The sequence below is a fragment of the Streptomyces sp. NPDC048191 genome, assembly GCF_040652655.1.
GTDB lineage: Bacteria > Actinomycetota > Actinomycetes > Streptomycetales > Streptomycetaceae > Streptomyces.
Map to the genome: position 1 here is coordinate 107,933 of NZ_JBEZMO010000002.1, position 23,378 is coordinate 131,310.

Genomic DNA, 23,378 nt, shown 5'->3' on the forward strand with positions numbered 1-23,378 from the left:
GTCGTACTGCCCGTCGTCAGGATCCTCTTTCGCCACGTGGGTCAGCCGGCGTAGGGGTCCGGCACGTGGCCCGGCCGGGCCAGGAACTCGAAGTCGCAGCCGGTGTCGGCCTGGGTGATCTGCCCGTTGTAGAGGACTCCGTAGCCGCGCTCGTAGCGGACGGGCGGCGGTGTCCACGCGGTTCTGCGGCGCTCCAACTCCCCGTCACCGACGTGGAGATGCAGTCTGCGGGCCGCGACGTCCAGGGTGATCGGGTCCCCGGTGCGCACCAGCGCCAGGGGGCCGCCGACGTACGACTCGGGGGCCACGTGCAGCACACAGGCGCCGTAACTCGTGCCGCTCATCCGGGCGTCGGAGATCCGGACCATGTCCCGCACGCCCTGCTTGAGCAGGTGGTCCGGGATGGGGAGCATGCCGTACTCCGGCATGCCGGGGCCGCCCTTGGGTCCGGCGTTGCGGAGCACCAGCACGCTGTCGGCGGTGATGCCGAGCGCGGGGTCGTTGATGGTGCGCTGCATGGTCCTGTAGTCGTCGAAGACCACGGCCGGGCCGGTGTGCTTCAGCAGGTGCGGCTCGGCGGCGATGTGCTTGATGACCGCGCCGTCCGGGCAGAGGTTGCCGCGCAGCACCGCGACCCCGCCCTCGCTCGCCACCGGGTTGTCCCGGGGGCGGATGACGTCGTCGTCGTGCACCCGGGCGCCCCGCAGTTGCTCGCGCAGGCTGTCGTACGACACCGTCGGCCGGTCCAGGTGGAGCAGGTCGGTGATCCGGGACAGGAAGCCGGGCAGGCCGCCCGCGAAGTGGAAGTCCTCCATCAGGTACTTCCGGCCGCCGGGGCGGACGTTGGCGAGGACGGGCACGGTCCGTGCGATGCGGTCGAAGTCGTCCAGGGTGAGCCTCACCCCGGCGCGGCCGGCCATGGCGATCAGATGGATCACGGCGTTGGTGGAGCCGCCGAGGCCGAGGACGGTGGTGACGGCGTCCTCGAAGGCCTCACGCGTGAGGATCCGCGACAGCCTGCGGTCGTTCCGTACCAGCTCCACGGCCGTCATCCCGGCCTTCGCCGCCATCCGGTCGTGCCCGGAGTCGACGGCGGGAATGCTCGACGCTCCCGGCACGGTCACACCGAGGGCCTCCGCGGCGGCGGTCAGCGTGGACGCCGTACCCATGGTCATGCAGTGCCCCGGCGAGCGGGCGAGCCCGCTCTCCAGCTCGGCCAGCTCGCAGTCGCCGATGAGACCGGCCCGTTTGTCGTCCCAGTACGTCCACATGTCCGTGCCGGACCCGAGCACCTCACTGCGCCAGTGCCCCGGCAGCATGGGCCCGGCGGGCACGAAGACGGCGGGCAGGTCGGCGCTGGCCGCACCCATCAGCAGTGCGGGCGTGGACTTGTCGCACCCGCCCATCAGCACGGCCCCGTCGACCGGGTAGGACCGCAGCAGTTCCTCGGTCTCCATCGCCAGCAGGTTCCGGTAGAGCATCGGAGTCGGCTTCTGGAAGGTCTCGCTCAGCGTCGAGACCGGGAACTCCAGCGGAAACCCACCGGCCTGCCACACGCCCCGTTTCACGGCCTGGGCGCGGTCCCGCAGGTGCACATGGCAGGGGTTGATGTCGGACCAGGTGTTGAGCACGGCGATCACGGGCTTGCCCAGATGTTCCTCGGGCAGGTACCCGAGCTGCCGGGTCCGGGCCCGGTGGCTGAACGAGCGCAGCCCGTCCGTGCCGTACCACTGGTGGCTTCTCAGGCCCTCCGGCCGCTTCACAGAGACCACCCCGCGGCGATCGCGGCCACCTCGGCGCGCTCGTCCTCGGGCAGCGGCCTGCTCGGCGGGCGGACGTCCCGGCGGCACAGGCCGAGGGCGGCGAGGGCTTCCTTGACGACGGTGACGTTGTTCGCGGAAGCGTGGGCGGCGCGGAGTTCCTCGAAGCGGCGGATCTGTTCCCAGACCTTCATGGCCGCCGGATAGTCGCCCGCTCGAAGCGCTTCGATCATGTTCAGCGAAACGGCCGGGGCGACGTTCACGAGTCCGGAGGTGAAGCCGGTGGCGCCCGCGGAGAAGTAGGAGGGGGCGTACGGTTCGGCGAGCCCGGCGACCCAGACGAAGCGGTCGAGGCCCGCGTCCCGCGCGAAGGCCGCGAACCGTGCGGCGTCCGGTACGGCGTACTTCACCCCGATGACGTTGGGGCAGTGGTCGCCGAGTTCGGCGAGCCGGGCGCCGGGCAGCTGGGCGTTGCGGATGTACGGCACCACGCCAAGCCCGGGCACGGACTCGGCGATGGCGCGGTGGTAGTCGACCCAGCCGGCCGCCGAGACGTAGGGGTGGACGGGCTGGTGGACCATCACCATCCCGGCACCGAGGTCGCGGGCGTGCCGGGCGGAGGCGATGGCGGTGGGCAGGTCGTGGCCGACGCCGACGAGGATCGCGGCACGGTCACTCGCCTCCTCGGCCGTCAACTCGGTGACGAGACGGCGCTCCTCGGGGGTGAGGGCGTAGAACTCGCCGGTGTTGCCGTTGGGCGTGAGGGTCCGGATCCCGCCGTCGAGCAGGCGACGCAGCAGGGCCCGGTGGGCGCCGGTGTCGACGGAGCCGTCCGCGGCGAAGGGGGTCACCGGGATGGCCACCACGTCGGCCAGGGCCGCCCGGTGGGTCTTGAACGTCACCCTGCTCATCGACGGCCTTCCTCCGAGTGGGGGGCGGTGTCCTCGCCGTCCGCGGGGAAGGCCCGCTCCACGAAGGACGTGATGTGGGCGTGCAGGGCGCTCGCCGCGCCGTCGGCGTCGCCGTCGAGCGCGAGCCGCAGGATCTCCCGGTGCTCGGCGGCCTCCCGTTCCCAGGAGGGGTCGGCGGCCCAGGCGACGGCGGAGACCAGCGCGGCCTGGTCGCGGACCTCGTCCAGCATCCGGCCGAGCAGCGGGTTGCCGCACGGCAGGTAGAGGGCTCGGTGGAACTCCCGGTTGGCGAGGGAGCGTTCGGCGGTGTCGGTGGCGTCGTCCGCGCGGGTCAGGGCGTCGCGCGCGGCGTCGAGGGAGGCCCCCCGTCCGACGGCCCTGCGCAGTGCCTCGGGTTCCAGCAGCAGCCGCACGTCGTAGACCTCGCGTGCCATGTCCGCGTCCACCATGCGCACCGTGACGCCCTTGTACTGGCTCATCACGACGAGTCCGGTCCCGGCGAGTGTCTTCAGCGCCTCCCGCACCGGGGTCTTCGACACCCCGAACTGCGCGGCCAGCTCCGTCTCGACCAGGGCCTGACCCGGCGTCAACTGTCCGGTCAGGATGCGGTGTTTGATCGCGTCCAGCACGTACTGCGTGCGGGACGGGATCGGGGTGGGCACAGAGGTCATGCGGCCCTCTCGGATCTCACGTATCGCGTCTCATATATGACGTACGAAGTACGACGCGTTGAAGGTAGGAGGGGGCCGGGCTTTCGTCAATGCTTCTGACAAAAGAAGCCGTTGAAACGAAGCCGGGGCTTCTCAGACGGTGTGGACGGCGCCCTCGACGGCGGTACGGGTGGGTCGGCCGCAGACCGCGGCGGCGCGGGCGGTGGCCGTCTCACGGGTGAGCGTGGGGCCGACGTGGGTGACGAGCAGTTCCCGTACCCGGGCGTCGAGGGCGATGCGCCCGGCGTCCTCCGGCGTCAGATGCACCTGCTCCTGGAACGCGCCGCCGCGATGCGCGTCGATGCCGGCCTCGCACAGGAACAGGTCGGCGCGGGAGGCGAGTCCGGCGAGCGCGGCACAGGGGCCGCTGTCCCCGGAGTAGGCGAGCACGCTCCCCTGGCATTCGGCGCGCAGCCCGTACGCCTCGGCGTCGTGGGCGACGGTGCGGGCCGTGAGGCGGAGGTTCCAGTGCCGGACGTCATGGCCGTCGTACAGGGCCCGGAAGTCGAAGACGCCCTTGAGGAAGCCGACGTCCGCCCGTCCGAGGAAACCGGCCAGCCGGTGGGCGCAGTCCTGCGGGGCGTACACCGGGATCGGCGCGGCCGGGGTCATCCCGCCGAAGGCGAACGCGTAGGCGGCGGACAGCAGGTCGGCGCTGTGGTCGGCGTGCAGATGGGAGATCCAGATGGCGGTGAGCCGCGCGGGATCCGTGTGCCGCTGCAACGCGGCGAACGTTCCGGGCCCCGCGTCCACCCATACCTCGGCGCCCCCGCCGGACAGCAGGTACCCGGAGCAGGGCCGGTCCGGGCCGGGGTGCGGGGAGGCGGTGCCGAGAACGGTGAGGGTGAGTGGCATGGGGGGAGAGTACGGCTCCCGGTGGCGTCACCGTCGTCCACCGGACAAGCGGAACGGGAGCTTTCGGTGTCCGTGCCCGCTCCCTCACGGGGCGGGCGGCGTGAACACCAGGAACAGCACCCCGAGGGGCGGCACCAGGGCGAGGAGCGCTGTCCGGGCACGCGGCACGGACCAGCGGCGCTTCCAGGGCAGCAGCCAGGCCGGGAGCAGGGCGACGGCGGAGAGCGGGCCGCCGGGGAAGAGCCGGCCGAAGCTCCAGGAGCGCGCTCATCAGTGCCGTCGCGGTCGCCGGCGTCACCCAGGCGTGGGAATCCCGCTCACGCCGGTCGGCCGGTCCCGTGAGCGGCGCGATGTGCTGTTTCGTCCTGCGGGCAGTGAACCGGCGCGACCGGGGACCGCCACACCGGTGCGCGTACTCGGGTCGCGGATGCCCTCCTGCTCGGTCACGGACGCCACCTCGGGTCCCGGCCGCTCAGGCCCACCGCCCGCTCCAGCAGGGAGGCGTCCTCCGTCACCGGAACGACCGGGCCGAAGAGGCCGCCGCCGCGGTCCGGGTCCTCGGCCGCCACGAGCAGGAAGCCGTGGGCCACGTCCAGGGCGGCGGGGTCGGGGGCGTAGAGGCGGCCGATGGCCTGGGCCAGGTCCCAGCCGTGGATGACCAGTTCGTCGGCGACGACGGCACCGGCGACCTCACCCGGCAGGTCGACCCCGCCCGCGCGGGTCATGCCGGTCCACGCGTCCGGATCGCGCCAGGCGTCGGCCAGCTCGTCCAGGGCCCTGGGCAGCTCCTCGCGCCAGCCGGGGCCGATGTCCCAGGCGGCGGCGGTCGGGCTGGTGTCGGTCGTCGCGCCGAGGTCCTTGCGGGCCGCGTCGCGGAAGGCCACGGAGAGCATGTGGATGTGGCCGAGCAGATTCCGCACCGTGAGGTCCGGGCACGGTGTGGCGGCCGTGAGCTGTTCGTCGGTCACCGTGTCGGCCAGCCCCGACAGCATTCTGGCCTGCGGACCGAGGTCGATCATGGTCATGCCGCTACTCCTTCACGGTTGCACTCCTCGTACGAAGGGCAGACCGGCCGGCCCGCCGGAATTCATCGGTACCACGCAGCCGCTCCCACGGCGAGCGCCCGCCGCCCAGACACCACACCGCGATCACCGGGTCGCACAGCGCGCAGCCGAACGAGGAGTCGTGGGCGAACGGCACGATCGGGTGCCCCTTGAGGTGGTGCACGACGTCCCAGACCGTGTGCAGCAGCCAGCCGGCGCCGGTCCAGGCCCAGGAGTCCAGGCCCTTGTAGGCGACGCAGGTGGCGACCGCGGTGAACGCGAACTCCCAGCCGCCGAGGCCACCGCCGCTGAGGTAGGCGGCGCCCGCACCGGCGACCATGACCGCGTTGAAGCGGCGCCGGTGGGGTTCGGGGATCAGGGACATGAGGAGGACGTAGAGGAGACCGATCAGGATCGGGGCGATGTAACGCATGTGGCCGACAGTAGGTTCCGGCCGGTACGCGCCCCAGGGGGATAACCGACAGGTTCCGACGGATTGCCGCCGACAGGGACAGGGCCCGGAATACGGCATCTCACCGATCCGCACCAGTCCCCCTTGGACCCACGATGACCAGGCATGACGACCTCCTGGCCGCTGCTGCGCGTCCTGCGCGACCGCGACGCGGCGCTGTATCTCACGGGACTGACGGTGTCCGCGTTCGGCACCTCCTCGCTGTCGCTCGCGGCAGGCGTGTGGGTCAGGGACCTGACCGGGTCCGACAGCCTGCCCGCCCTGTGCGTGTTCGCCGCGTGGGCCCCCGCGCTCGCCGGCCCGGTGCTGGGCACGATCGCCGACCGCGTGCGGCGCAAGCCCCTGCTCATCGGCCTGGACCTGGGGCTCGCGGCCGCCCTCCCGACACTGTTCTGTCTCCGCTCACCCGACGGGCTGTGGCTGCTGTTCACCGTCCTGCTCCTGTACGGCACCGTCGCCGTCGTCGCCGAGGCCGCCGAGTCGGCCCTGGTCGTGGCGACCGTGCCCGAGGACCTCCGCGGCGATCTGGGCGGACTGCGGACGACCGTCACGGAGGGCATGAAGCTCGTCGCTCCGCTGACCGGGGCGGGTCTGTACGCGGCCTTCGGCGGTCCGGCCGTGGCCTGTCTGGACGCGGGCACGTTCGTGGTCGCCGCCGGGATGTGCGCGCTGCTGCGGGTGCACGAGGAGCGGCCCGTGCGGCCGGGCGGCGACTGGCGCGCGGAGACCGCCGAGGGCGTCCGGTATCTGTGGGGTCACCCCGGGCTGCGCCCACTGGTCCGGGCGGGCGGTACGACGATGCTGCTCGCCTCGCTGAGCAGCACGACGGTGTACGCCGTCGTGGACCGCCTCGGCCACACCCCCGCCTGGACGGGCGTGCTGTACTCCGTCCAGGGCGCCGGTTCGGTGACGGCGGGGCTCGTCTCGGGCGCCGCGCTGCGGCGGTTCGGCGGGCGCCGGTTCGCGGCGGCGGGGATCGCGCTGACGGCGCTCGCGGTGGCCGCGCGTGCCGTGCCGGTGGACGCGGTGGCCCTCGCGTCCGCCGCGGCGATCGGTCTGGGCCTGCCCTGCGTGCTCGTCGCGGCGTTCACCGCCGTCCAGCGGGAGACGCCCGGCCCGCTGCTCGGCCGGGCCACGGCGACGGCCAACACCCTGGTCTTCACGCCCAACGTCATCGGCCTGGCCGCCGGCGCCGGACTGGTCGAACTCGCCTCCCCCGCTGTGCTGTTGCCGCTGTACGGCCTCGCGCTGCTCGTGACGGCGGCCCGGCTGCTTCAGCGCGCCGACAGCGTCCCACGCACCACGGCGAGGTCCCGGTCCGACGCCAACCCCACGTGATAGAGCCGCAGTTCGGTGGCGCCCCGCGCACGCGCGCGTGCCGCGTCCGCCGCGAGGGTGCCGGGGCTGCCGCCCATCCCGGTGACGACGGTGAGGTTGGCGGCCAGCACCGTCTCCTCGCGGGCGTGTTCGGCGAAGGGCGCCAGCAGGGACGTGCCCGAGGCGCAGGGCACCACCACGCCGTCGGCGACGGCGAGGACACGGGCGGGGTCGACACCGGCGTTGGCACCGCAGTGGTAGGAGACCGGGTCGGCGTGCAGCAACACCTGGAAACCGGCCGGGGCTTCGGCGCGTACGGCGGTGACGGCCTCCTCCTGGAGGGTGCCCGCGGTGTCGTCACGCCACGCCCGCGTGCGGGCCGCCGTCTCCTCGCCGAGCAGCTTCGCCACCGTCGGCCAGCCCTCGTCGGCCGCCGCGCCCCGCCACAGCGGCTCCAGCGCGGCCCGTACGGAGGCGGCCAGCCCGTCGGGGTCCAGGCCCTGTTCGCCGTAGCCGGCGCGGCAGGACGGGCAGAAGCACAGGGACATCAGGTACTGCCCGGCCTCGCCCAGGCCGACCCCGGAGATCTTGTCGTGGGCGTGCAGATGCTGGAGCCCGTACCAGCCGAGGGACTCCAGCTCGGTGCCCTGCGCGCCGGGGCGTACGGCGGCCTCGGCGGCCAGGTCGGCCAGGTACGCGCGCGTGGCGGGCTGGGCGATGCAGGGCGCCCAGGGGTAGCGGTCGCCGTAGGCGTTGACGACGGAGGTGTCCGGGTGCTCGGCGCCCATGCGGGAGTTGTGGGCGAGGACGACCCAGGTGTGCACCTCCAGGCCGGCCGCGGCGAGGGCCTGCGCCGCCTCGCCGTGGGCGTCGCCCGGGGCCCAGCGGCCCGCTGGGTAGGGGCGCAGGCCACGGCCCGCCCAGCGGTCGCCCGGGGGGTAGAGGACGGCCGCGTACTCGGCCGTGACGATGCGGTGGCGGGGGTGGCGGGGGGTCAGGGCGCGGGTGGAGTGATAGGCGGCGGCGAGCGTCACCTGCTCCACACCGAGCGCGGCGATGCGCGCGGGTGCCCCGGGATCCCCGCACACGTCCCAGGGATAGACGAACGCCGACGCCTTCACGCGCCCTCCTCCAGCAGCGCGTAACCGCGTTCGACGAGCTGGGCCAGTTGCTTGATGTGGTCCTCCGCGGGCTCGTGCAGCGGGGGCCGGACCTCGCCGACGTCAAGCCCGCGCAGTCGTACGGCCGCCTTGACCAGGGAGACGGCGTAGCCGCGGCCCTGGTCGCGCAGTTCCACGAACGGGCGGTAGAAGCCGTCCAGGAGGCGCCGCACGGTCGCCGTGTCGCCCGTCGTCACGGCGCGATGGTAGGCGAGGGCGATCTCGGGTGCGAAGCAGAAGACGGCCGAGGAGTACAGGGTGACTCCGAGGGCGTGGTAGGCGAGCTGGGTCTGCTCGGCGGTGGGCAGGCCGTTGAAGTACAGGAAGTCGCCGGGGACTTGGGTGCGTACGGCGCTGATGATCCGCTGCATCAGGTCGAGGTCGCCGAGGCCGTCCTTGAGGCCGGTGATCCCGTCGGTGCGGGCGAGTTCGACCACCGTCGCCGGGGTGAAGACGGCGTTGTCGCGCTGGTAGACGATCACCGGCAGGGCGGTGGCCGCGGCGACCTCGCGGTAGTGCCGCAGCAGGCCCTCCTGCCCGGCGACGACGAGGTACGGCGGCATGGCCAGCAGGCCGTCGGCGCCCGCCGCCGCGGCCAGACGCGCGTAACGGACGGCGAGCGCGGTGCCGTACCCGGCGCCCGCCACCACCGGGACGCGCCCCTCGGCCGCCTCCACCGCCACCCGGACGCAGGCCTCGAACTCCTCCGGCAGCAGCGCGTGGAACTCCCCGGTGCCGCAGCAGGCGAACACGGCGGCGGCACCGGCCGCGACGCCCCTGCGGACGTGGGTGCGGTAGACGTCGAGGTCGACCGAGCCGTCGGGTCCGTAGGCCGTGACCGGGAAGAAGAGCGGCCCGCTCGGGTCGCGGAGCCGGGCGGCGAGAGGGGCAGGCGTCACGGGCGCTCCCTGTCGGTGCATGTTTCTGATCGGCGTCCATATTTCTGAACGACCTCACGCTACGGGCCCGCGAGGGAGCCGGTCAAGCGCCCGAACGGGCAATCGAGCAGCGGATTCCCGCCCGTCACGGCACACTTGACGAGGCGGATCACCGCTCCCTAGCTTGTCCATGCATATGAACCTTGTCCATGCATGCGGTCGCTGACGTCAAGGAGACCCAAGGATGCCCGCTCCCCGCACCGTTCTGCTCACCGGCGCCGCCGGCGGGCTCGGCACCCTGATGCGGTCCCTGCTGCCGGAGTACGGCTACACCCTGCGCCTGTTCGACGTACGTCCCGTCGAGGGCGCGCCCGACGCGATCACCGCCGACCTCGGCGACACGGAGGCCCTGCGCGAGGCGGTGCGGGGCGTGGACGCGGTGCTGCACCTCGCGGGCATCTCCCTGGAGGCCCCCTTCGAGAAGATCCTGAGGTCGAACATCGAGGGCACCTACAACCTCTACGAGGCCGCCCGCCAGGAGGGTGTGCCCCGGATCGTCTTCGCCTCCTCCAACCACGCCGTCGGCTTCACCCCGGCCCCGCGCGCGGGTGAGCCGCCGATCCCGGTCGGCACCCCGCGCCGCCCGGACACCTTCTACGGCCTGTCGAAGTCCTTCGGCGAGGATCTCGCCCAGCTGTACTGGGACAAGCACGGCCTGGAGACCGTGTCGGTGCGCATCGGCTCCTGCTTCCCGGAACCCACCAGCGTGCGCATGCTCTCGGTGTGGATGAGCCCGGCCGACGGCGCCCGCCTCTTCCACGCGGCCCTGACCGCCGAGAACGTCGGCCACACCGTCGTCTACGGCTCCTCGGCCAACACGCGCCTGTGGTGGGACCTGAGCACCGCGCGGGCGCTCGGCTACGAGCCCCGGGACGACTCCGAACCGTACGCCGAGAAGCTGATCGCCGAGCAGGGCGAGCTGGACCCGGAGAACCCGGCGCACAGCCACCTCGGCGGCCACTTCGTGAACGACCCGCCGATCTGGCCGTACTGACCCGCCACGCCCGCGGGCATCTCTTCGGGCACTTCCGGAAAGCCTCGGAGCGCTTTCCGAACACCTTGGTGCGCTTTCCGAACGCCTCGGAGTGCTTTCCGGCGGACCGGGCGCCGGAAAACGATCAACCACGCGCTCATTCGGGCACCGAACGGGCCCGTGCGCCGCCACGTTCGGGCATCCGGGGCGCCCGATCCCACTCCCGCCCGCGCACCCCCGCAGGTCCACGCCGGACACCCCGCCCCGCAAACGGGCACACACGGGCAGTATCGGGCCCCCAACAGGCCTGGTCAGCTCCGCACGCCCCCTGTAGAACTTTTCCCGGGGCCCGAACGGGCAGGTCCGCGGAAGGTGGGTGACGGCATGAGCACGAGGACGGCGGAGGAGCGTCAGCGCGAGATCGTGCAGGCCGCGCGCGCGACCGGCTCGGTCGACGTCACCGCGCTCGCCGCGGAGCTGGGCGTGGCCAAGGAGACCATCCGGCGCGATCTGCGCGCCCTGGAGGACCACGGTCTGGTCCGCCGCACCCACGGCGGCGCCTACCCGGTGGAGAGCGCGGGCTTCGAGACGACGCTCGCCTTCCGCGCCACCAGTCACGTGCCCGAGAAGCGCAGGATCGCGGCCGCCGCGGCCGAGCTGCTCGGGGACGCGGAGACGGTCTTCGTGGACGAGGGCTTCACCCCGCAGCTCATCGCCGAGGCCCTGCCGGCCGACCGGCCGCTGACCGTGGTCACCGCGTCCCTGCCGGTCGCGGGCGCCCTGGCGGAGGCCCAGAACATGTCGGTCCTGCTCCTCGGCGGGCGTGTCAGGTCCGGCACGCTGGCCACCGTCGACCACTGGACGACGAAGATGCTCGCCGGCTTCGTCCTCGACCTCGCCTACATCGGTGCCAACGGCATCTCCCGCGAGCACGGCCTGACCACGCCCGACCCGGCGGTCAGCGAGGTCAAGGCACAGGCCATGCGGGCCGCGCGCCGCACCGTCTTCGCGGGCGTACACACCAAGTTCGGCGCGGTCAGCTTCTGCCGGTTCGCCGAGGTCGGCGCGCTGGAGGCGATCGTCACGAGCACCCTGCTCCCGGCCCCCGAAGCCCACCGGTACTCCCTGCTGGGCCCGCAGGTCATCCGGGTCTGACCCGTCGGCTCATCCGCCCCGTCGGGCACCCACAGCGGCAGAATGTCCACTATGTTCACATAAGCCCAGGAGTGATCCATGCGAACCCAGAGCCGGCGGAGGCCGCGAGTACCGCTCGCCATGGCCGCCGCAGGGACGCTGCTCGCCCCGCTGCTCTCCGGCTGCTGGGTCGGCGCGGGCGGGACCGGTTCCGGCGGCGACTCCATCAACGTCCTGATGGTCAACAACCCCCAGATGACCGAGCTGCAGAAGCTCGCCCCCCGCTTCACCGCGGAGACCGGGATCAAGGTCAACTTCACGGTCCTGCCCGAGAACGACGTCCGCGACAAGATCAGCCAGGACTTCGCCAACCAGGCGGGCCAGTACGACGTCGCCACCCTCTCCAACTACGAGATACCGATCTACGCCCGCAACGGCTGGCTGCGCGCGATGAACCCCTACGTCGCCAAGGACCCCGCGTACGACGAGCGGGACGTCCTGGCGCCCATGCGCCAGTCCCTGACCGCCGCCGACGGCAAGCTCTACGGTCAGCCCTTCTACGGCGAGTCGTCCTTCCTGATGTACCGCAAGGACGTGTTCGCGGCGAAGGGCCTGACCATGCCGGCCCACCCCACGTGGCAGCAGGTCGCCGGCCTCGCCGCGCAGGTGGACGGCGCCGAGCCCGGCATGAAGGGCATCTGCCTGCGCGGCCTGCCCGGCTGGGGCGAGATGATCGCGCCGCTGACCACGGTGGTGAACACCTTCGGCGGCACCTGGTTCGACAAGCACTGGAAGGCACACCTCGACTCCCCCGAGTTCGAGAAGGCGACGAAGTTCTATGTCGACCTGGTGCGCAGGCACGGCGAGTCCGGCGCCGCCCAGTCCGGCTTCGCCGAGTGCCTCAACGACATGACCCAGGGCAAGGTCGGCATGTGGTACGACGCCACGTCCGCGGCCGGCCTGCTGGAGGCGAAGGGCTCCCCGGTCAAGGGCAAGCTCGGCTACGCCCCCGCCCCGGTCGAGAAGACCCCCTCCTCCGGCTGGCTCTACACCTGGGCCTGGGGCATCCAGAAGGCCTCCCGCAACCCCGACAAGGCCTGGAAGTTCGTCTCCTGGGCGTCCAGCAAGGAGTACGAGCAGCTGGTCGGCAGGACCAGCGGCTGGTCGAACGTCCCGGCGGGCAAGCGGGCCTCGACGTACACGAACGCCGACTACCGCAGGACGGCCGCCGCCTTCCAGGACATGACCAAGCAGGCCATCGAGAGCGCCCGGCCCGATGACCCCGGCGTACAGGCGCGCCCCGCGCCCGGCATCCAGTTCGTCGACATCCCCGAGTTCACCGACCTCGGCACCAAGGTCTCCCAGGAGATCAGTTCGGCCATCGCCGGGCGCCAGTCCGTCGACTCGGCCCTGCAGAAGTCGCAAGCGCTCGCCGAGAAGATCTCCAAGGAGTACGAGGGACGATGACCGCGGCAACCGCCCCCCACGGAGCGACACCGGTACGCGCCACGCGGCAGCCCTCCGCCCGCCTGCGCGCCTGGGCCACCCGGGCTCCCCTCATGCCCGCCCTGGTCTTCATGATCATCGTGACCCAGCTGCCCTTCGTGGCCACGCTGGTGATCTCCTTCTTCCACTGGAACTCCCTCTACCCGAGGGCCCGCCACTTCGCGGGGGTCGACAACTACCGCGAGGTGCTGACCGATCCGGACCTGCGCCACGCCGTGTGGACGACCGTGCTGCTCACGGTGACGGTGGTGCTCGCCAGCCTGGTCATCGGTCTGGCACTGGCGCTGCTGCTGGACCACAGGTTCCCCGGCCGGGGTGTCGTGCGCACCCTGCTGATCGCCCCGTTCCTGGTGGTCCCGGTGGCCGCGGCCCTGCTGTGGAAGCACGTCCTCTTCAACCCCGAATACGGCTTGCTCAACGGCCTGTTGCACACCGTCGGCGGGCCCCAGCCCGACTGGATCTCCAACACACCGCTGCTGGCGGTCGAGGCCGCCCTGGTGTGGCAGTGGACCCCGTTCATGATGCTGATCCTGCTCGCCGGTCTGCAGAGCCGGGACCCCGAACAGATCGAGGCCGCGCGGGTGGACGGCGCGAACGAATGGCAGATCTTCCGCCATCTGACACTGCCGCACCTGCGCCGCTACCTCGAACTCGGCGCCCTGCTGGGCTCGATCTACATCGTCCAGAACTTCGACGCGGTCTTCACCATCACGTCCGGCGGCCTGGGCACCGCCAACCTGCCCTACACCGTCTACCAGACCTTCTACCAGGCCCATGAGAACGGCCTCGCGTCGGCCGCCGGCGTCCTGGTCGTCATCGGCTCGATCGTCATCGCGACCTTCGCCCTGCGCGTGGTGTCGTCCCTGTTCCGCGAGGAGGTGTCCCGCGCATGAGCGGCATCGCCGTGGCCCTCAAGAAGCACCGGGCCCTGAGCATCGGCCTGCTGGCCTGGCTGGTCGGCATCGTCTTCTTCCTGCCCATCGCCTGGATGGCGCTGACGTCCTTCCACTCCGAGGCGGACGCGGCGACCAACCCGCCGTCCTTCGCGGCGTCGCTGACCCTGGACGGCTACCGCGAGTTCTTCGGAGCGGGCGGCGGCGCGAGCCCCTGGCCGGCGCTGATCAACTCGGCGGTCGCGTCGGTGTTCTCGACGGCCTTCGTGCTGCTCCTCGCCCTGCCCGCGGCGTACGCGCTGTCGATCCGCCGGGTGAGGAAGTGGACGGACGTCCTGTTCTTCTTCCTGTCCACGAAGATGCTGCCGGTCGTGGCCGGCCTGCTGCCGATCTACCTGTTCGCGAAGAACACCGGGATGCTGGACAACATCTGGTACCTGGTCATCCTCTACACCTCCATGAACCTGCCGATCGCGGTGTGGATGATGCAGTCGTTCCTCGCCGAGGTCCCGGTGGCGGTGATCGAGGCGGCGCAGATCGACGGCGCCCGCCTGCCGACGGTCCTCACCCGCGTGGTCGCCCCGATCGCCCTGCCCGGCATCGCCGCCACGGCCCTGATCTGCTTCATCTTCAGCTGGAACGAACTGCTGTTCGCCCGGGTCCTCACGGGCGTGGTCGCCGAGACCGCCCCCGTCTTCCTGACCGGCTTCATCACCAGCCAGGGCCTGTTCCTGGCCAAGGTGTGCGCCGCGTCGCTCGTCGTCTCCCTGCCGGTGCTCGCCGCGGGGTTCGCCGCCCAGGACAAGCTGGTCCAGGGCCTGTCGTTGGGAGCCGTGAAATGAAGGCCGCCGTCATCGAGTCCGTGGGCCGCGCCGTCGTCGCCGAGGTCCCGGACCCGACGCCGGGACCCCGCGAGGTCGTCGTCGAGGTGGCCGCCTGCGGCCTGTGCGGCACGGATCTGCACATCCTCCAGGGCGAGTTCGCGCCCAAGCTGCCGATCGTCCCGGGGCACGAGTTCGCGGGCGAGGTGGTCGGCGTCGGCAGGCAGGTCACCGAGGTCGCGATCGGCGAGCGGGTGGCCGTGGACCCCTCCCTGTACTGCTACGAGTGCCGCTACTGCCGCGACGGCCACAACAACATGTGCGAGCGGTGGGGCGCGATCGGTGTGACGACGGCGGGCGGGGCGGCCCAGTACGCGGTCGCCCCCGTCGCCAACTGCGTGAAGCTGCCGGAGCACGTGCGCACCGAGGACGCGGCCCTGGTGGAGCCGCTGTCCTGCGCGGTACGCGGCTACGACGTCCTCTCCTCCCGTCTGGGCGCCCACGTCCTGATCTACGGTTCGGGGACCATGGGGCTGATGATGCTGGAGCTGGCCAAGCGGACCGGCGCCGCGCGTGTGGACATGGTCGACATCAACCCCGCCCGCCTGGAGACGGCCCACCGGCTGGGCGTGTCGGGCTCGGCGGCGAGCGCGGACGAGCTGGACCGGCCGCAGGGCTGGGACGTGGTCGTGGACGCCACCGGCAACGCGGCGGCGATCCAGGACGGCCTGGACCGGGTGGCGAAGGCGGGCACGTTCCTGCAGTTCGGTGTGGCCGACTACGCGACCCGGGTGACGATCGACCCGTACCGGATCTACAACCAGGAGATCACGATCACCGGCTCGATGGCGGTGCTGCACAGCTTCGAGCGGGCGGCCGAACTGTTCGCGAACGGGGTGCTGGATCCGCAGGTGTTCATCAGCGACCGGATCCCGCTGGAGCGGTACCCGCAGGCGCTGGAGCAGTTCGCCGCCGGGGTGGGGCGGAAGATCGTGGTGGTGCCCTGAGCCGTCTCGGGGCCGGGCCCTGACCGATCTGAGGGCCGGGGCCCTGAGCCAATTGGGGGCCGGGTAAGGGAACGGTAAAGCGGTGTCGCTCGTTCACCGGGCATGACAGCTATGACCCCTGGCTCGAACATCCCTCTCTCCGCCGTGCGCGTGACGGTGGACGTCGCCGCCCCGGTGCGGCTCGACGTGTCGGGCCTGCTGCTCACCGCCGACGGCAAGGTGCGCTCGGACGACGACTTCATCTTCTACAACCAGCCGACGGGCCCGGGCGTGAACCACGCCTCCGGCGGCGGGACGGCCCCCGACGCGATCACGGTCGACACCGCCGCCGTCCCGCCGGACATCGAGAAGATCGTGGTCACGGCCAGCCCGGACGCCGCCGGCCAGACCTTCCAGGGCATCGAGCCGACGGCCACGGTCCGCGACGCGGACGGCGGCACCGTGCTGGCCACGTTCACCCCGCCCCGGCTCGGCACGGAGACGGCACTGGTCGTCATGGAGATCTACCGCCGGGGCGGCGCCTGGAAGGCCCGCGCGGTCGGCCAGGGGTACGCCGAGGGGCTGGCCGGCATCGCCACGGACTTCGGGGTGACGGTGGAGGAGCCGGCGGCGGCCCCCGCGGCGCCCGAGCAGCCGGCGGCACCGCCGGCGCCGGCCACGCAGACCCCGGTCACCCCGCCCGCCCCGCCGGTGTCCGCTCCCCCGGCGCCACCGGCCCCGGCCCCCGGCGCCGGGAAGATCAACCTGGACAAGGGCCGGGTCAGCCTGCGGAAGCACCAGACGGTGTCCCTGATGAAGGGCGGCCGTCCGCTGCTCTCCCAGGTCCGGATGGGCCTCGGCTGGGAGCCCGCGTTCCACAGCGCGGACATCGACCTGGACGCCTCCGTCATCGCCTACGGCCCGCAGCGCAACCACATCGACAGCTGCTACTTCGGCAAGCTGACGATCCTGAACGGCGCGATCAGACACTCCGGGGACAACCTCACCGGGGAGGGGGCGGGCGACGACGAGGTGATCACGGTCGACCTGGGCCGCCTCTCCCAGGAGGTCACCGGCCTGGTCTTCACGGTCAACTCGTTCTCCGGCCAGAAGTTCACGGACGTCGCCAAGGCCTACTGCCGCCTGCTGGACGCCACCACCGGCGAGGAACTGGTCCGCTTCGACCTCACCCATGCCGAGCCCCAGACCGGCGTGGTGATGGCCAAGCTCGTCCGCCAGTACTCCGGCGAGTGGGACATGACGGCGCTGGGCGACTTCGTGAAGGCCCGGACGGTGCGGAACATGGTGGAACCGGGGGCGAGGGCCCTGTAGGCACCCGCACGACACGGTCGGCGCCCCCGTCGGTCCAGGGGGCGCCCGGTGCTCAGGCCCGCCCGCCCGGCCGGAGCCCCTCCGTCAGCAGCGACAGATAGCGGCGGATCTGCCGCCCCTGCACGTCCGCCAGTTCCGACGCCGACGCCACGCCGTGCGCGAGGCGCAGGACCTCGATCGGCTCGATGTCCGTGCGCAGGCTGCCCTCCCGCTGCGCCGCCTCCACCAGCCGCCGCGCCGCGTCCTGCACGGCGGTGCCGCAGGCCGTGCCCGCGAGGGAACTGCCGTCGGTGACGGCCGAGCCCAGGAGCGCCTTCATCCCGCGCACCTGGATCGCCCCGACGCCCACCTCGCCCAGCCACTCCAGCAGCGCCTCGCCCGGCGGCAGTTGAGCGGCCAGCGCGTCGGCCCGGGCCGCCATGGCCTCGATCCGGTCCACGTACGCGGCCTGAAGCAGGTCCTGCCGGGTCGGGAAGTGCCGGTAGAGGGTGCCGGAGCCGACGCCGGCGCGCTTGGCGATGTCGTCCAGCGACGCGTTCTCCCCGTGCTCGGCGAAGGCCTCGGCCGCCACCTGCAGCAACCGCTCGTAGTTGCGCCGAGCGTCCGCGCGCATGGGTCTGACCTGCGGCATCCAGATACTCCTCGCAAACCGGGGATTCCCTCCGAATCCTATCGGCCGCTTCGTGCCGGGCGCCCGGTCAGGGCCCCTCGGGTGGCCCGTACCCGTCGGCCGCCGGACCGGGTCCGCGGGGGCGGCGTACCGCGCCGGTCCCCAGGCCGATCAGGGCGCGCACCCGCATGGGGCCGTCACCGCGGCGGGACAGCAGGGCGATCTCGGTCACGCGCGCGTGCAGTGTGCCGAGCCGGGCGGCGCACTCGGCCGCGAGTTCCCGAGGGGCGCGGGTGCGCCCGAGCGAGAGGTGCGGGGTGAAGCGCGGAAAGCGGTCCGTGCAGTACGGGAAGGGCTCCGCCAGCGCGCGCCGGAGCTCCGTCCACGGCGCGAGACCGGCTGCCGCGGGGTCGAGCCAAACGGTGGCGTAGGAGCGGTGGCGGAAGGTGCGGACCCCGGCGAGCCGGACGCCGAAGGGCTCGCACTCCGTCGCCGCGGCGGCCAGCAGCGGGAGCGCCACCGGGAAGTCCTCCTCCGGTACGAAGCCGAAGAGGAGGTTCACATGGGGCGGCCAGCGGCGGATCTGCGGGTCGTGCTCGACGCGGATGCGCTGGATGGCGGGCCACAGCCCGGCCGGGGGCAACCACGCCACGGCGGACCGGGGCGTGGGAGCCGACTCGAGGCGGCCGGGGACGCCGGCCGGGCCGGACGCCGGTGTGGGGAGCACCCTTTCATCATGGCCCCGCCCCGGCCGGGCGCGCTCCTGGCGCAAGGCCGTCTGGAACAGGGCACTGCAGGCGCGTTGAGCGCCGGCCATGCGCTCGGCCCGTGCGGCCGGCCGCATCGCCTCCAGGGTGGACTCGTCGGGGATGTCGGTCTGCGGCCGGGCAAGGGTGTGGCCCGCACCCCCGGTGGGCGTGCGGGCCACGCTCAGGCCGGACGCCGCTCAGGCCTGCCAGGGCCAGCGGCTGTCGCCGACCGCCTCCAGCAGGGACACCATCCGGAAGGCCGCGTCCGACAGACCGCCGAAGGTGTGCCGGTTCCCCGTGCCCGACGGTCCGTGGCCCGCCCGGTAGCCCTCCAGGTTCCAGGTGTAGACGGGTACGTGGGCCGGGATCAGCTCGGTGGGGCCGCCGTGCCGGTTCGGGGCGTACTGCTCGTCGGTGACGATCAGCACCCGGTCGTGCTGCTCGTAGTGCCGGCGCACCGCGTCGGTGGTGTCGGTGCCGCCCAGGTCGCGGAAGCGCTCCAGGACCCTCAGCACCGACTCGCCCTTGCGGAACGTCACCTTATGGCTCGTGGAACCGAACTGGACCAGGTCGGCGTCGGCCGCCCGCAGCGCGAGGGCGGTGCCGAAGATCGCCGCCGCGTCGGCCCGGGTGAGCTCGGAGCGGTCGCGCGACGGCGCCCAGAACATCGAGCCCGACCGGTCGACCAGGACCAGCGTCCGGCCCGGCAGCGCGGGCACGTTGGCCAGCGAGTGGCCGAGCGCCTGCTCCAGCGGGTAGGCCCAGCGCAGCGACGGCGCGTGCCGGTGGGCGGCGAGGTAGCGGAAGGGGAACTGCCGCGAGCGCGCCACCTGCTCCGGGTCGCTGATCCTCGCCGCGACCCGGGCCGCCACCTCGTCGCAGACCCCGGCCTCGTCGAAGTTGCGCAGATTGCGGACCAGCGCCATCGCGCCCATGGACGGGATCACGGCCTCCCAGGCCGCCTTGTCCATCGGGCCCTGGAGCCAGCCGGCCAGCGCCTCCCAGGTGAGGCCGGCCGCCGCGAGCCGCTCGGCACCGCCGGGCGCGGTGACGACCGCCCGCCGCTCCCGCACCGGCAGCGCCATCAGCTCGCGGTGCGCGGTGAGCATGGGCAGGGACGCGGGCGGCACGGCGGTGTCCGGGTGGTGCCGGCGGTCGAGCGCGTACCGGAACAGCTCGCCCTGCCAGGGCTTGGCCGGGTCCGGGGAGGCGTGCACGAGGTTGAGGATGTCGCCGAAGCGGTAGCCCTTGGCCGCGGTGTCGTACTTCAGCAGCGACTTGGCGTGGTACAGCCGTCGTACGGCGTCGGCGACCCCGCGCTTGACGGGCTTGGGCACGGCGCGGCCGTACGTCGACGTCCAGTACGCGAGCAGCTCACCGGGCTCGTCCGGGCGCTGCAGCACCCGGTCCACGACCTGCCGGTTCGACGGGCCGTCGGCCGCCCCCGCCGTCAGACGCGCGTGGACGTACTCGGCGGCGCCGACGAGCGAGGCGGTCCGCATGTGGCCCTCACCGCGCAGCCAGCCGAGCAGACCGGCCGTCCAGACCGGGTCGCTGACGGCGAGGTCGCGCACGAGCCCCGTGAACCGGTCGTCGCGGTCGCGGGCGTTCTCGTAGAACGTGTTCCCCAGGAAGTGGGACACCGCCAGCAGGAAGAGCTCCGAACGCGCGTCGCGCTCCCGGCCCCGGCCGCCCTCATGGGTCCGCAGGGTACGACCGGTCGTGGTGACGGCCGAGACCGTCTGCGTCTTGACGGTACGCGTGTTGAATCGCGCCATGGTGAATTCCCCCGAATCCCCTGCTGTTTCGGAGGGAGGCGCAGCAAATGGAGGGTGCCCGAGATCAGGGTCGGCGGCGGACTTTTTCCAGATGCTCTGCCGATTGAGCTACACCGACCCGAAGTCGATGACGGGACTCGAACCCGCAACCGTCCGATCCAATGAAGTAACCGCTGCCTGCGCACCGGGCACCCACCATGAGCTGCGCCTCCCGAGATCAGGTCGGCTGCGGTTGTTGTTTCATTCCAGGAAAGGGAAGTAACCGCTGCCCTCGCACCGGGAGGTGCGTGCTGTCGTGATCTCACTGTAGGAGGCGCGGCGTTGGGGGTGCGAACGAATTAACTACCGCTTCTGCCGCTTCCACGGCCCCGTGATGGCGAGCATGATGCCGGGCGTCTGGATGTTGGCGAACAGGGTCCGGCCGTCGGGCGAGAAGGTGACGCCGGTGAACTCGCTGTACTCCGGCTCCGCTTCGGTGCCGATGTTCAGTTCGTTGCGGGCGATCGGATAGGTGCGGCCGCTCTCGGTGGCGCCGAACAGGTGCTGGACGCCCTCGCCGTCCTCGGCGACGACCAGGCCGCCGTAGGGGGAGACGGTAATGTTGTCCGGGCCGTCGAAGGCGCCGTCCTCGGCCGGGTCCGGGTTCACGCCGAGGAGCACCTTCAGGGTGAGGGTGCGGCGCCCCGGGTCGTAGAACCAGACCTGGCCGTCGTGCTGGACGGGGCTCTCGGCGCGGGCGTAGGAGGAGACGATGTAGGCGCCGCCGTCGCCCCACCACATGCCCTCCAGCTTGCGGGCGCGGGTGACCTGGCCGTCCTGGAACTGCTTACGGGTGGAGACCTGCTGGGCGTCGCGGTCGGGGACGTCCACCCAGTCGACGCCGTAGACGGTACCGGCCTTGGTGGCGCGGGACAGGTCGTCCACGAACCTGCCGCCGGAGTCGAAGCACCTGAAGGCCTGCAGCACTCCGGCGTCGTCGGCGAGGGTGCGCAGCTTGCCGCGGCCGTGGCGGAAGCCCTCCGGCGGGGTCCAGCGGTAGAGCAGGCCGTTGGGGCCGGCCGCGTCCTCGGTGAGGTAGGCGTGCCCGCGCCTGGGGTCGATGACGACGGCCTCGTGGGCGTAGCGGCCGAGGGCCTTGACCGGCTTGGGGTCCCGGTTGGCCCGGTGGTCCTCGGGGTCGACCTCGAAGACGTAGCCGTGGTCCTTGGTGAAGCCGTGTCTGCCGGCCTTGTCCTCGGTCTCCTCGCAGGTCAGCCAGGTGCCCCACGGGGTGCTGCCACCCGCGCAGTTGGTGGCGGTGCCGGCGATGCCCACCCACTCGGCGACCTCGCCGCCGCGGCGGACCTCGACGACGGTGCAGCCGCCGGCCGCCGCCGGGTCGTAGACCAGGCCCTCGGTGAGCGGGACCGGGTGCGGCCACTGGGCGCGGGCACCGGCGAGCTCGTGGTTGTTGACCAGGAGGGTGGTGCCGCGGGGGCCCTCGAAGGCGGCGGTGCCGTCGTGGTTGGACGGCGTGAACTCACCGGACTCCAGCGTGGTCCTGCCGCTGTAGGTGATGATCTCGTAGCTGAAGCCCTCGGGCAGGGCGAGGATGCCGTTCGGGTCGGGGACCAACGGGCCGTAGCCGACGCCGTGGTGGCCACCGTGGGCCGGCCGCGCCTCGCCGCTGTCGATGTCCGTCGCGGCGAGGGCGTGGGGCGCGGTGGCGAGCGCGCCGACGCTGCCCGCCAGGGCGACCCCGGCACCGGTGACCGCGGATTTCCTGGCGAAGTCCCTGCGGGTGAGCGACATGGTGTGTCTCCTGAGACGGTGGGAGTGCCGTGGAGGGTGGCGGACCTCGGTTCGGCGCACACGCTCTCGCCACACCCTGAACAGGAGTTGAACGACGGGCTACTCCAGAGACCCTTCTTCAAGAATCCGTATGCACTGCCCCATGACCGGCCCAAGGAGCCGCTCAACCGGCGTGCTGCGACCGCGCCTTGAACGCCGCCTTCCGCGCTGCCTTCGCCACCTTCTTGTCCGGGTGCAGCCGCCCCATCGCCTCCAGCACGTCCGCCGTGGCCGGGTGCTCCACCCGCCACGCGGTCGCGAAGAACCCGCTGTGCTGCGCGGCCAGCCCCTCCACCAGCGCCTGGAGCTCCTCGGAGTTGCCCTCGGCGGCGAGTTGCGCGGCCACCGTGTCGATGGTCAGCCAGAACACCAGTTCCTCGGACGGCGCCGGCACCCCGGCCGCGCCCCGTTCGCTCAGCCACACGCGGGCCAGGCCGCCCAGTTCCGGATCGTCCAGCACCTCCCGCAGCGCCGGCTCGGCCTCGACGCCGACCAGGGACAGGGCCTGCTGACAGCGCAGCCGGCGCAGCGGCGCCCCCGCGTCCGCACCCCGTGCCGCCGCCAGCAACTCCCGTGCCGCGGCGAGCGGTTCCCGCCGGTGGAGCCACTGCTCGGTCTCGGCGCGTGCCGCCTCCTGCCCGAACCGGGCCGTGCCGTCGAGCAGCGCGTCCGCTCCCTTGTCCGCGAGTTCACCGACGGCCGGCGCCTCGAAGCCGGCCTCCAGCAGGCGCGCCCGCAGCCCGTACACCCCGAGCGGGGTGAGCCGGACCATGCCGTACCGGGAGACGTCGGTGTCGTCGACGGGCGCGGAGGGCTCCTCGTCGGCGTCGGCCATGAGGGCCTCGTCCACCGGCTGGTACTCCACGAGCCCGACCGGCTCCAGGGTGCGGAACTGGTCGTCGAGCCGCATCATCGCGTCGGAGACCTGCTCCAGGACGTCGTTGGTGGGCTCGCCCATGTCGTCGGGGACAATCATGGACGCGGCGAGAGCGGGCAGCGGGACGGGCCCGTCGCCGGGGCCGTCCTCACTCACGGTCAGCAGGTACAGATTGCCGAGGACGCCGTCGAGGAACTCCGCCTCGGCCTCCGGGTCCCAGTCGAGTGACGAGAAATCGATCTCCGCGCCCTCGCCCAGGGCGTCGGCCAGGTCGTCCAGGTCGGGCACGCTCGCGTCGGCGAGGACGGTCTCCAGTGCCGCGAGCCACACGGCGAGCACATCGGCCGGGGAGCCGCCGGTGAGCCGCTTCAGCTCCTCGCCCGCCCGGAAGGTCCCGGCCTCCTCGTCCAGGATCTCGACGAGTCCCGCGTCCACGGCGACCCGCCAGGCCTCGCTCGCGTAGGCGGCGGCGTCGTCGCCGTCCAGGCCCAGCAGTTCCGCGGCGGCCGGGAGCTGCTCCTCGGCCAGTCCGCCACCGGCGTCCACACGTGTGCCGGGACCGGCCCAGCGGGCCAGGCGGACGGCGTGGGAGAGCAGCGGCGTGGACAGCGCGGCGCGTGCCAGCTCCGCTTCGGGGTGCAGCCGTACGGGCGGCAGGGGGGCGCTGTCTGACATCGGCTGGTTCTCCTCGGACCGTGAAACGGGCTCAGCCGCTCAGCCTAG

21 protein-coding genes are annotated in these 23,378 nt (G+C 72.5%); 8 read left to right on the plus strand and 13 right to left on the minus strand.

Annotated elements, in window-relative coordinates:
- Positions 1-41: 41 nt before the first annotated feature.
- The 6 genes from araD to AB0D93_RS03525 all read right to left on the minus strand — a co-directional run bounded on the left by araD (position 42) and on the right by AB0D93_RS03525 (position 5,712).
- A complete protein-coding gene (gene araD / locus AB0D93_RS03500; protein WP_362112228.1) occupies positions 42-1,763 on the minus strand; it encodes an L-arabinonate dehydratase in 1,722 nt (573 codons plus the stop codon).
- Positions 1,760-2,671 carry a dihydrodipicolinate synthase family protein gene (locus AB0D93_RS03505; RefSeq protein WP_362112231.1) on the minus strand — a complete coding sequence of 304 codons (912 nt, stop codon included), beginning with the start codon at positions 2,669-2,671 and terminating at the stop codon, positions 1,760-1,762. The genes araD and AB0D93_RS03505 overlap by 4 nt, the downstream gene beginning before the upstream one ends.
- The gene (locus AB0D93_RS03510; RefSeq protein ID WP_362112234.1) at positions 2,668-3,342 is read right to left on the minus strand and encodes a GntR family transcriptional regulator; all 675 of its coding nucleotides are present in this window, start codon (positions 3,340-3,342) and stop codon (positions 2,668-2,670) included. Before AB0D93_RS03510 ends, AB0D93_RS03505 begins: the two co-directional genes overlap by 4 nt.
- Before the next feature lie 132 nt (positions 3,343-3,474).
- Positions 3,475-4,236 (minus strand): MBL fold metallo-hydrolase, encoded by a 762-nt coding sequence (locus AB0D93_RS03515; protein WP_362112237.1) that lies wholly within the window; start codon positions 4,234-4,236, stop codon positions 3,475-3,477.
- A gap of 443 nt (positions 4,237-4,679) precedes the next feature.
- On the minus strand, positions 4,680-5,261 hold the full coding sequence (locus AB0D93_RS03520) for a TIGR03086 family metal-binding protein (protein ID WP_362112240.1): 582 nt from the start codon (positions 5,259-5,261) through the stop codon (positions 4,680-4,682).
- Between the two features lie 4 nt (positions 5,262-5,265).
- Positions 5,266-5,712, minus strand: a complete 447-nt coding sequence (locus tag AB0D93_RS03525; protein WP_362112245.1) for a DUF6010 family protein — start codon at positions 5,710-5,712, stop codon at positions 5,266-5,268.
- A 144-nt stretch (positions 5,713-5,856) separates the two neighbouring features.
- On the opposite strand from AB0D93_RS03525, the gene AB0D93_RS03530 reads away from it, so the two are divergent.
- The gene (locus AB0D93_RS03530; protein ID WP_362112248.1) at positions 5,857-7,089 is read left to right on the plus strand and encodes an MFS transporter; all 1,233 of its coding nucleotides are present in this window, start codon (positions 5,857-5,859) and stop codon (positions 7,087-7,089) included.
- Here the strand turns inward: AB0D93_RS03530 and AB0D93_RS03535 are convergent.
- Positions 7,026-8,189, minus strand: a complete 1,164-nt coding sequence (locus tag AB0D93_RS03535; RefSeq protein ID WP_362112251.1) for a hypothetical protein — start codon at positions 8,187-8,189, stop codon at positions 7,026-7,028. The two genes, AB0D93_RS03530 and AB0D93_RS03535, sit on opposite strands and share 64 nt — an antisense overlap.
- On the minus strand, positions 8,186-9,127 hold the full coding sequence (locus AB0D93_RS03540) for a 5-dehydro-4-deoxyglucarate dehydratase (protein ID WP_362112254.1): 942 nt from the start codon (positions 9,125-9,127) through the stop codon (positions 8,186-8,188). Before AB0D93_RS03540 ends, AB0D93_RS03535 begins: the two co-directional genes overlap by 4 nt.
- A 223-nt stretch (positions 9,128-9,350) precedes the next feature.
- Between AB0D93_RS03540 and AB0D93_RS03545 the strand changes: the two genes are divergently transcribed.
- The 7 genes from AB0D93_RS03545 to AB0D93_RS03575 all read left to right on the plus strand — a co-directional run bounded on the left by AB0D93_RS03545 (position 9,351) and on the right by AB0D93_RS03575 (position 16,811).
- Entirely contained in the window at positions 9,351-10,160 is an 810-nt protein-coding gene (locus AB0D93_RS03545) for an NAD(P)-dependent oxidoreductase (RefSeq protein ID WP_362112258.1), read from the plus strand.
- Between the two features lie 363 nt (positions 10,161-10,523).
- Positions 10,524-11,294, plus strand: coding sequence for a DeoR/GlpR family DNA-binding transcription regulator (locus tag AB0D93_RS03550; protein ID WP_362112261.1), 771 nt, complete (start codon positions 10,524-10,526; stop codon positions 11,292-11,294).
- Positions 11,295-11,372: 78 nt separating this feature from the next.
- Positions 11,373-12,740 carry a sugar ABC transporter substrate-binding protein gene (locus AB0D93_RS03555; protein WP_362112264.1) on the plus strand — a complete coding sequence of 456 codons (1,368 nt, stop codon included), beginning with the start codon at positions 11,373-11,375 and terminating at the stop codon, positions 12,738-12,740.
- Complete coding sequence (locus AB0D93_RS03560) at positions 12,737-13,672, plus strand: sugar ABC transporter permease (protein ID WP_362112268.1); 936 nt, start codon at positions 12,737-12,739, stop codon at positions 13,670-13,672. The genes AB0D93_RS03555 and AB0D93_RS03560 overlap by 4 nt, the downstream gene beginning before the upstream one ends.
- Positions 13,669-14,514, plus strand: coding sequence for a carbohydrate ABC transporter permease (locus AB0D93_RS03565; RefSeq protein ID WP_362112272.1), 846 nt, complete (start codon positions 13,669-13,671; stop codon positions 14,512-14,514). Before AB0D93_RS03560 ends, AB0D93_RS03565 begins: the two co-directional genes overlap by 4 nt.
- Positions 14,511-15,500, plus strand: a complete 990-nt coding sequence (locus AB0D93_RS03570) for a zinc-dependent alcohol dehydrogenase family protein (RefSeq protein WP_362112275.1) — start codon at positions 14,511-14,513, stop codon at positions 15,498-15,500. The genes AB0D93_RS03565 and AB0D93_RS03570 overlap by 4 nt, the downstream gene beginning before the upstream one ends.
- Before the next feature lie 111 nt (positions 15,501-15,611).
- Entirely contained in the window at positions 15,612-16,811 is a 1,200-nt protein-coding gene (locus AB0D93_RS03575; protein WP_362112278.1) for a TerD family protein, read from the plus strand.
- A 52-nt stretch (positions 16,812-16,863) separates the two neighbouring features.
- Here the strand turns inward: AB0D93_RS03575 and AB0D93_RS03580 are convergent, their stop codons facing one another.
- The 5 genes from AB0D93_RS03580 to AB0D93_RS03600 all read right to left on the minus strand — a co-directional run bounded on the left by AB0D93_RS03580 (position 16,864) and on the right by AB0D93_RS03600 (position 23,330).
- Positions 16,864-17,442 (minus strand): helix-turn-helix domain-containing protein, encoded by a 579-nt coding sequence (locus AB0D93_RS03580; protein WP_362112281.1) that lies wholly within the window; start codon positions 17,440-17,442, stop codon positions 16,864-16,866.
- A 67-nt stretch (positions 17,443-17,509) separates the two neighbouring features.
- Complete coding sequence (locus AB0D93_RS03585; RefSeq protein WP_362112284.1) at positions 17,510-18,349, minus strand: 2'-5' RNA ligase family protein; 840 nt, start codon at positions 18,347-18,349, stop codon at positions 17,510-17,512.
- 18 nt (positions 18,350-18,367) lie between these two features.
- Positions 18,368-19,948, minus strand: coding sequence for a TROVE domain-containing protein (locus tag AB0D93_RS03590; RefSeq protein WP_362112287.1), 1,581 nt, complete (start codon positions 19,946-19,948; stop codon positions 18,368-18,370).
- 342 nt (positions 19,949-20,290) lie between these two features.
- Complete coding sequence (locus AB0D93_RS03595; RefSeq protein ID WP_362112291.1) at positions 20,291-21,739, minus strand: alkaline phosphatase PhoX; 1,449 nt, start codon at positions 21,737-21,739, stop codon at positions 20,291-20,293.
- 163 nt (positions 21,740-21,902) lie between these two features.
- Positions 21,903-23,330 carry a hypothetical protein gene (locus AB0D93_RS03600; RefSeq protein ID WP_362112294.1) on the minus strand — a complete coding sequence of 476 codons (1,428 nt, stop codon included), beginning with the start codon at positions 23,328-23,330 and terminating at the stop codon, positions 21,903-21,905.
- Positions 23,331-23,378: the final 48 nt, after the last annotated feature.

Coding starts and splice junctions, on each gene's coding strand:
- AB0D93_RS03530 (WP_362112248.1), top strand. CDS start 5,857: ATGACGACCTCCTGGCCGCTGCTGCGCGTCCTGCGCGACCGCGACGCG.
- AB0D93_RS03515 (WP_362112237.1), bottom strand. CDS start 4,236: ATGCCACTCACCCTCACCGTTCTCGGCACCGCCTCCCCGCACCCCGGC.
- AB0D93_RS03520 (WP_362112240.1), bottom strand. CDS start 5,261: ATGACCATGATCGACCTCGGTCCGCAGGCCAGAATGCTGTCGGGGCTG.
- AB0D93_RS03545 (WP_362112258.1), top strand. CDS start 9,351: ATGCCCGCTCCCCGCACCGTTCTGCTCACCGGCGCCGCCGGCGGGCTC.
- AB0D93_RS03525 (WP_362112245.1), bottom strand. CDS start 5,712: ATGCGTTACATCGCCCCGATCCTGATCGGTCTCCTCTACGTCCTCCTC.
- AB0D93_RS03570 (WP_362112275.1), top strand. CDS start 14,511: ATGAAGGCCGCCGTCATCGAGTCCGTGGGCCGCGCCGTCGTCGCCGAG.
- AB0D93_RS03565 (WP_362112272.1), top strand. CDS start 13,669: ATGAGCGGCATCGCCGTGGCCCTCAAGAAGCACCGGGCCCTGAGCATC.
- AB0D93_RS03555 (WP_362112264.1), top strand. CDS start 11,373: ATGCGAACCCAGAGCCGGCGGAGGCCGCGAGTACCGCTCGCCATGGCC.
- AB0D93_RS03505 (WP_362112231.1), bottom strand. CDS start 2,671: ATGAGCAGGGTGACGTTCAAGACCCACCGGGCGGCCCTGGCCGACGTG.
- AB0D93_RS03590 (WP_362112287.1), bottom strand. CDS start 19,948: ATGGCGCGATTCAACACGCGTACCGTCAAGACGCAGACGGTCTCGGCC.
- AB0D93_RS03600 (WP_362112294.1), bottom strand. CDS start 23,330: ATGTCAGACAGCGCCCCCCTGCCGCCCGTACGGCTGCACCCCGAAGCG.
- AB0D93_RS03575 (WP_362112278.1), top strand. CDS start 15,612: ATGACCCCTGGCTCGAACATCCCTCTCTCCGCCGTGCGCGTGACGGTG.
- AB0D93_RS03560 (WP_362112268.1), top strand. CDS start 12,737: ATGACCGCGGCAACCGCCCCCCACGGAGCGACACCGGTACGCGCCACG.
- AB0D93_RS03580 (WP_362112281.1), bottom strand. CDS start 17,442: ATGCCGCAGGTCAGACCCATGCGCGCGGACGCTCGGCGCAACTACGAG.
- AB0D93_RS03595 (WP_362112291.1), bottom strand. CDS start 21,739: ATGTCGCTCACCCGCAGGGACTTCGCCAGGAAATCCGCGGTCACCGGT.
- AB0D93_RS03550 (WP_362112261.1), top strand. CDS start 10,524: ATGAGCACGAGGACGGCGGAGGAGCGTCAGCGCGAGATCGTGCAGGCC.
- AB0D93_RS03510 (WP_362112234.1), bottom strand. CDS start 3,342: ATGACCTCTGTGCCCACCCCGATCCCGTCCCGCACGCAGTACGTGCTG.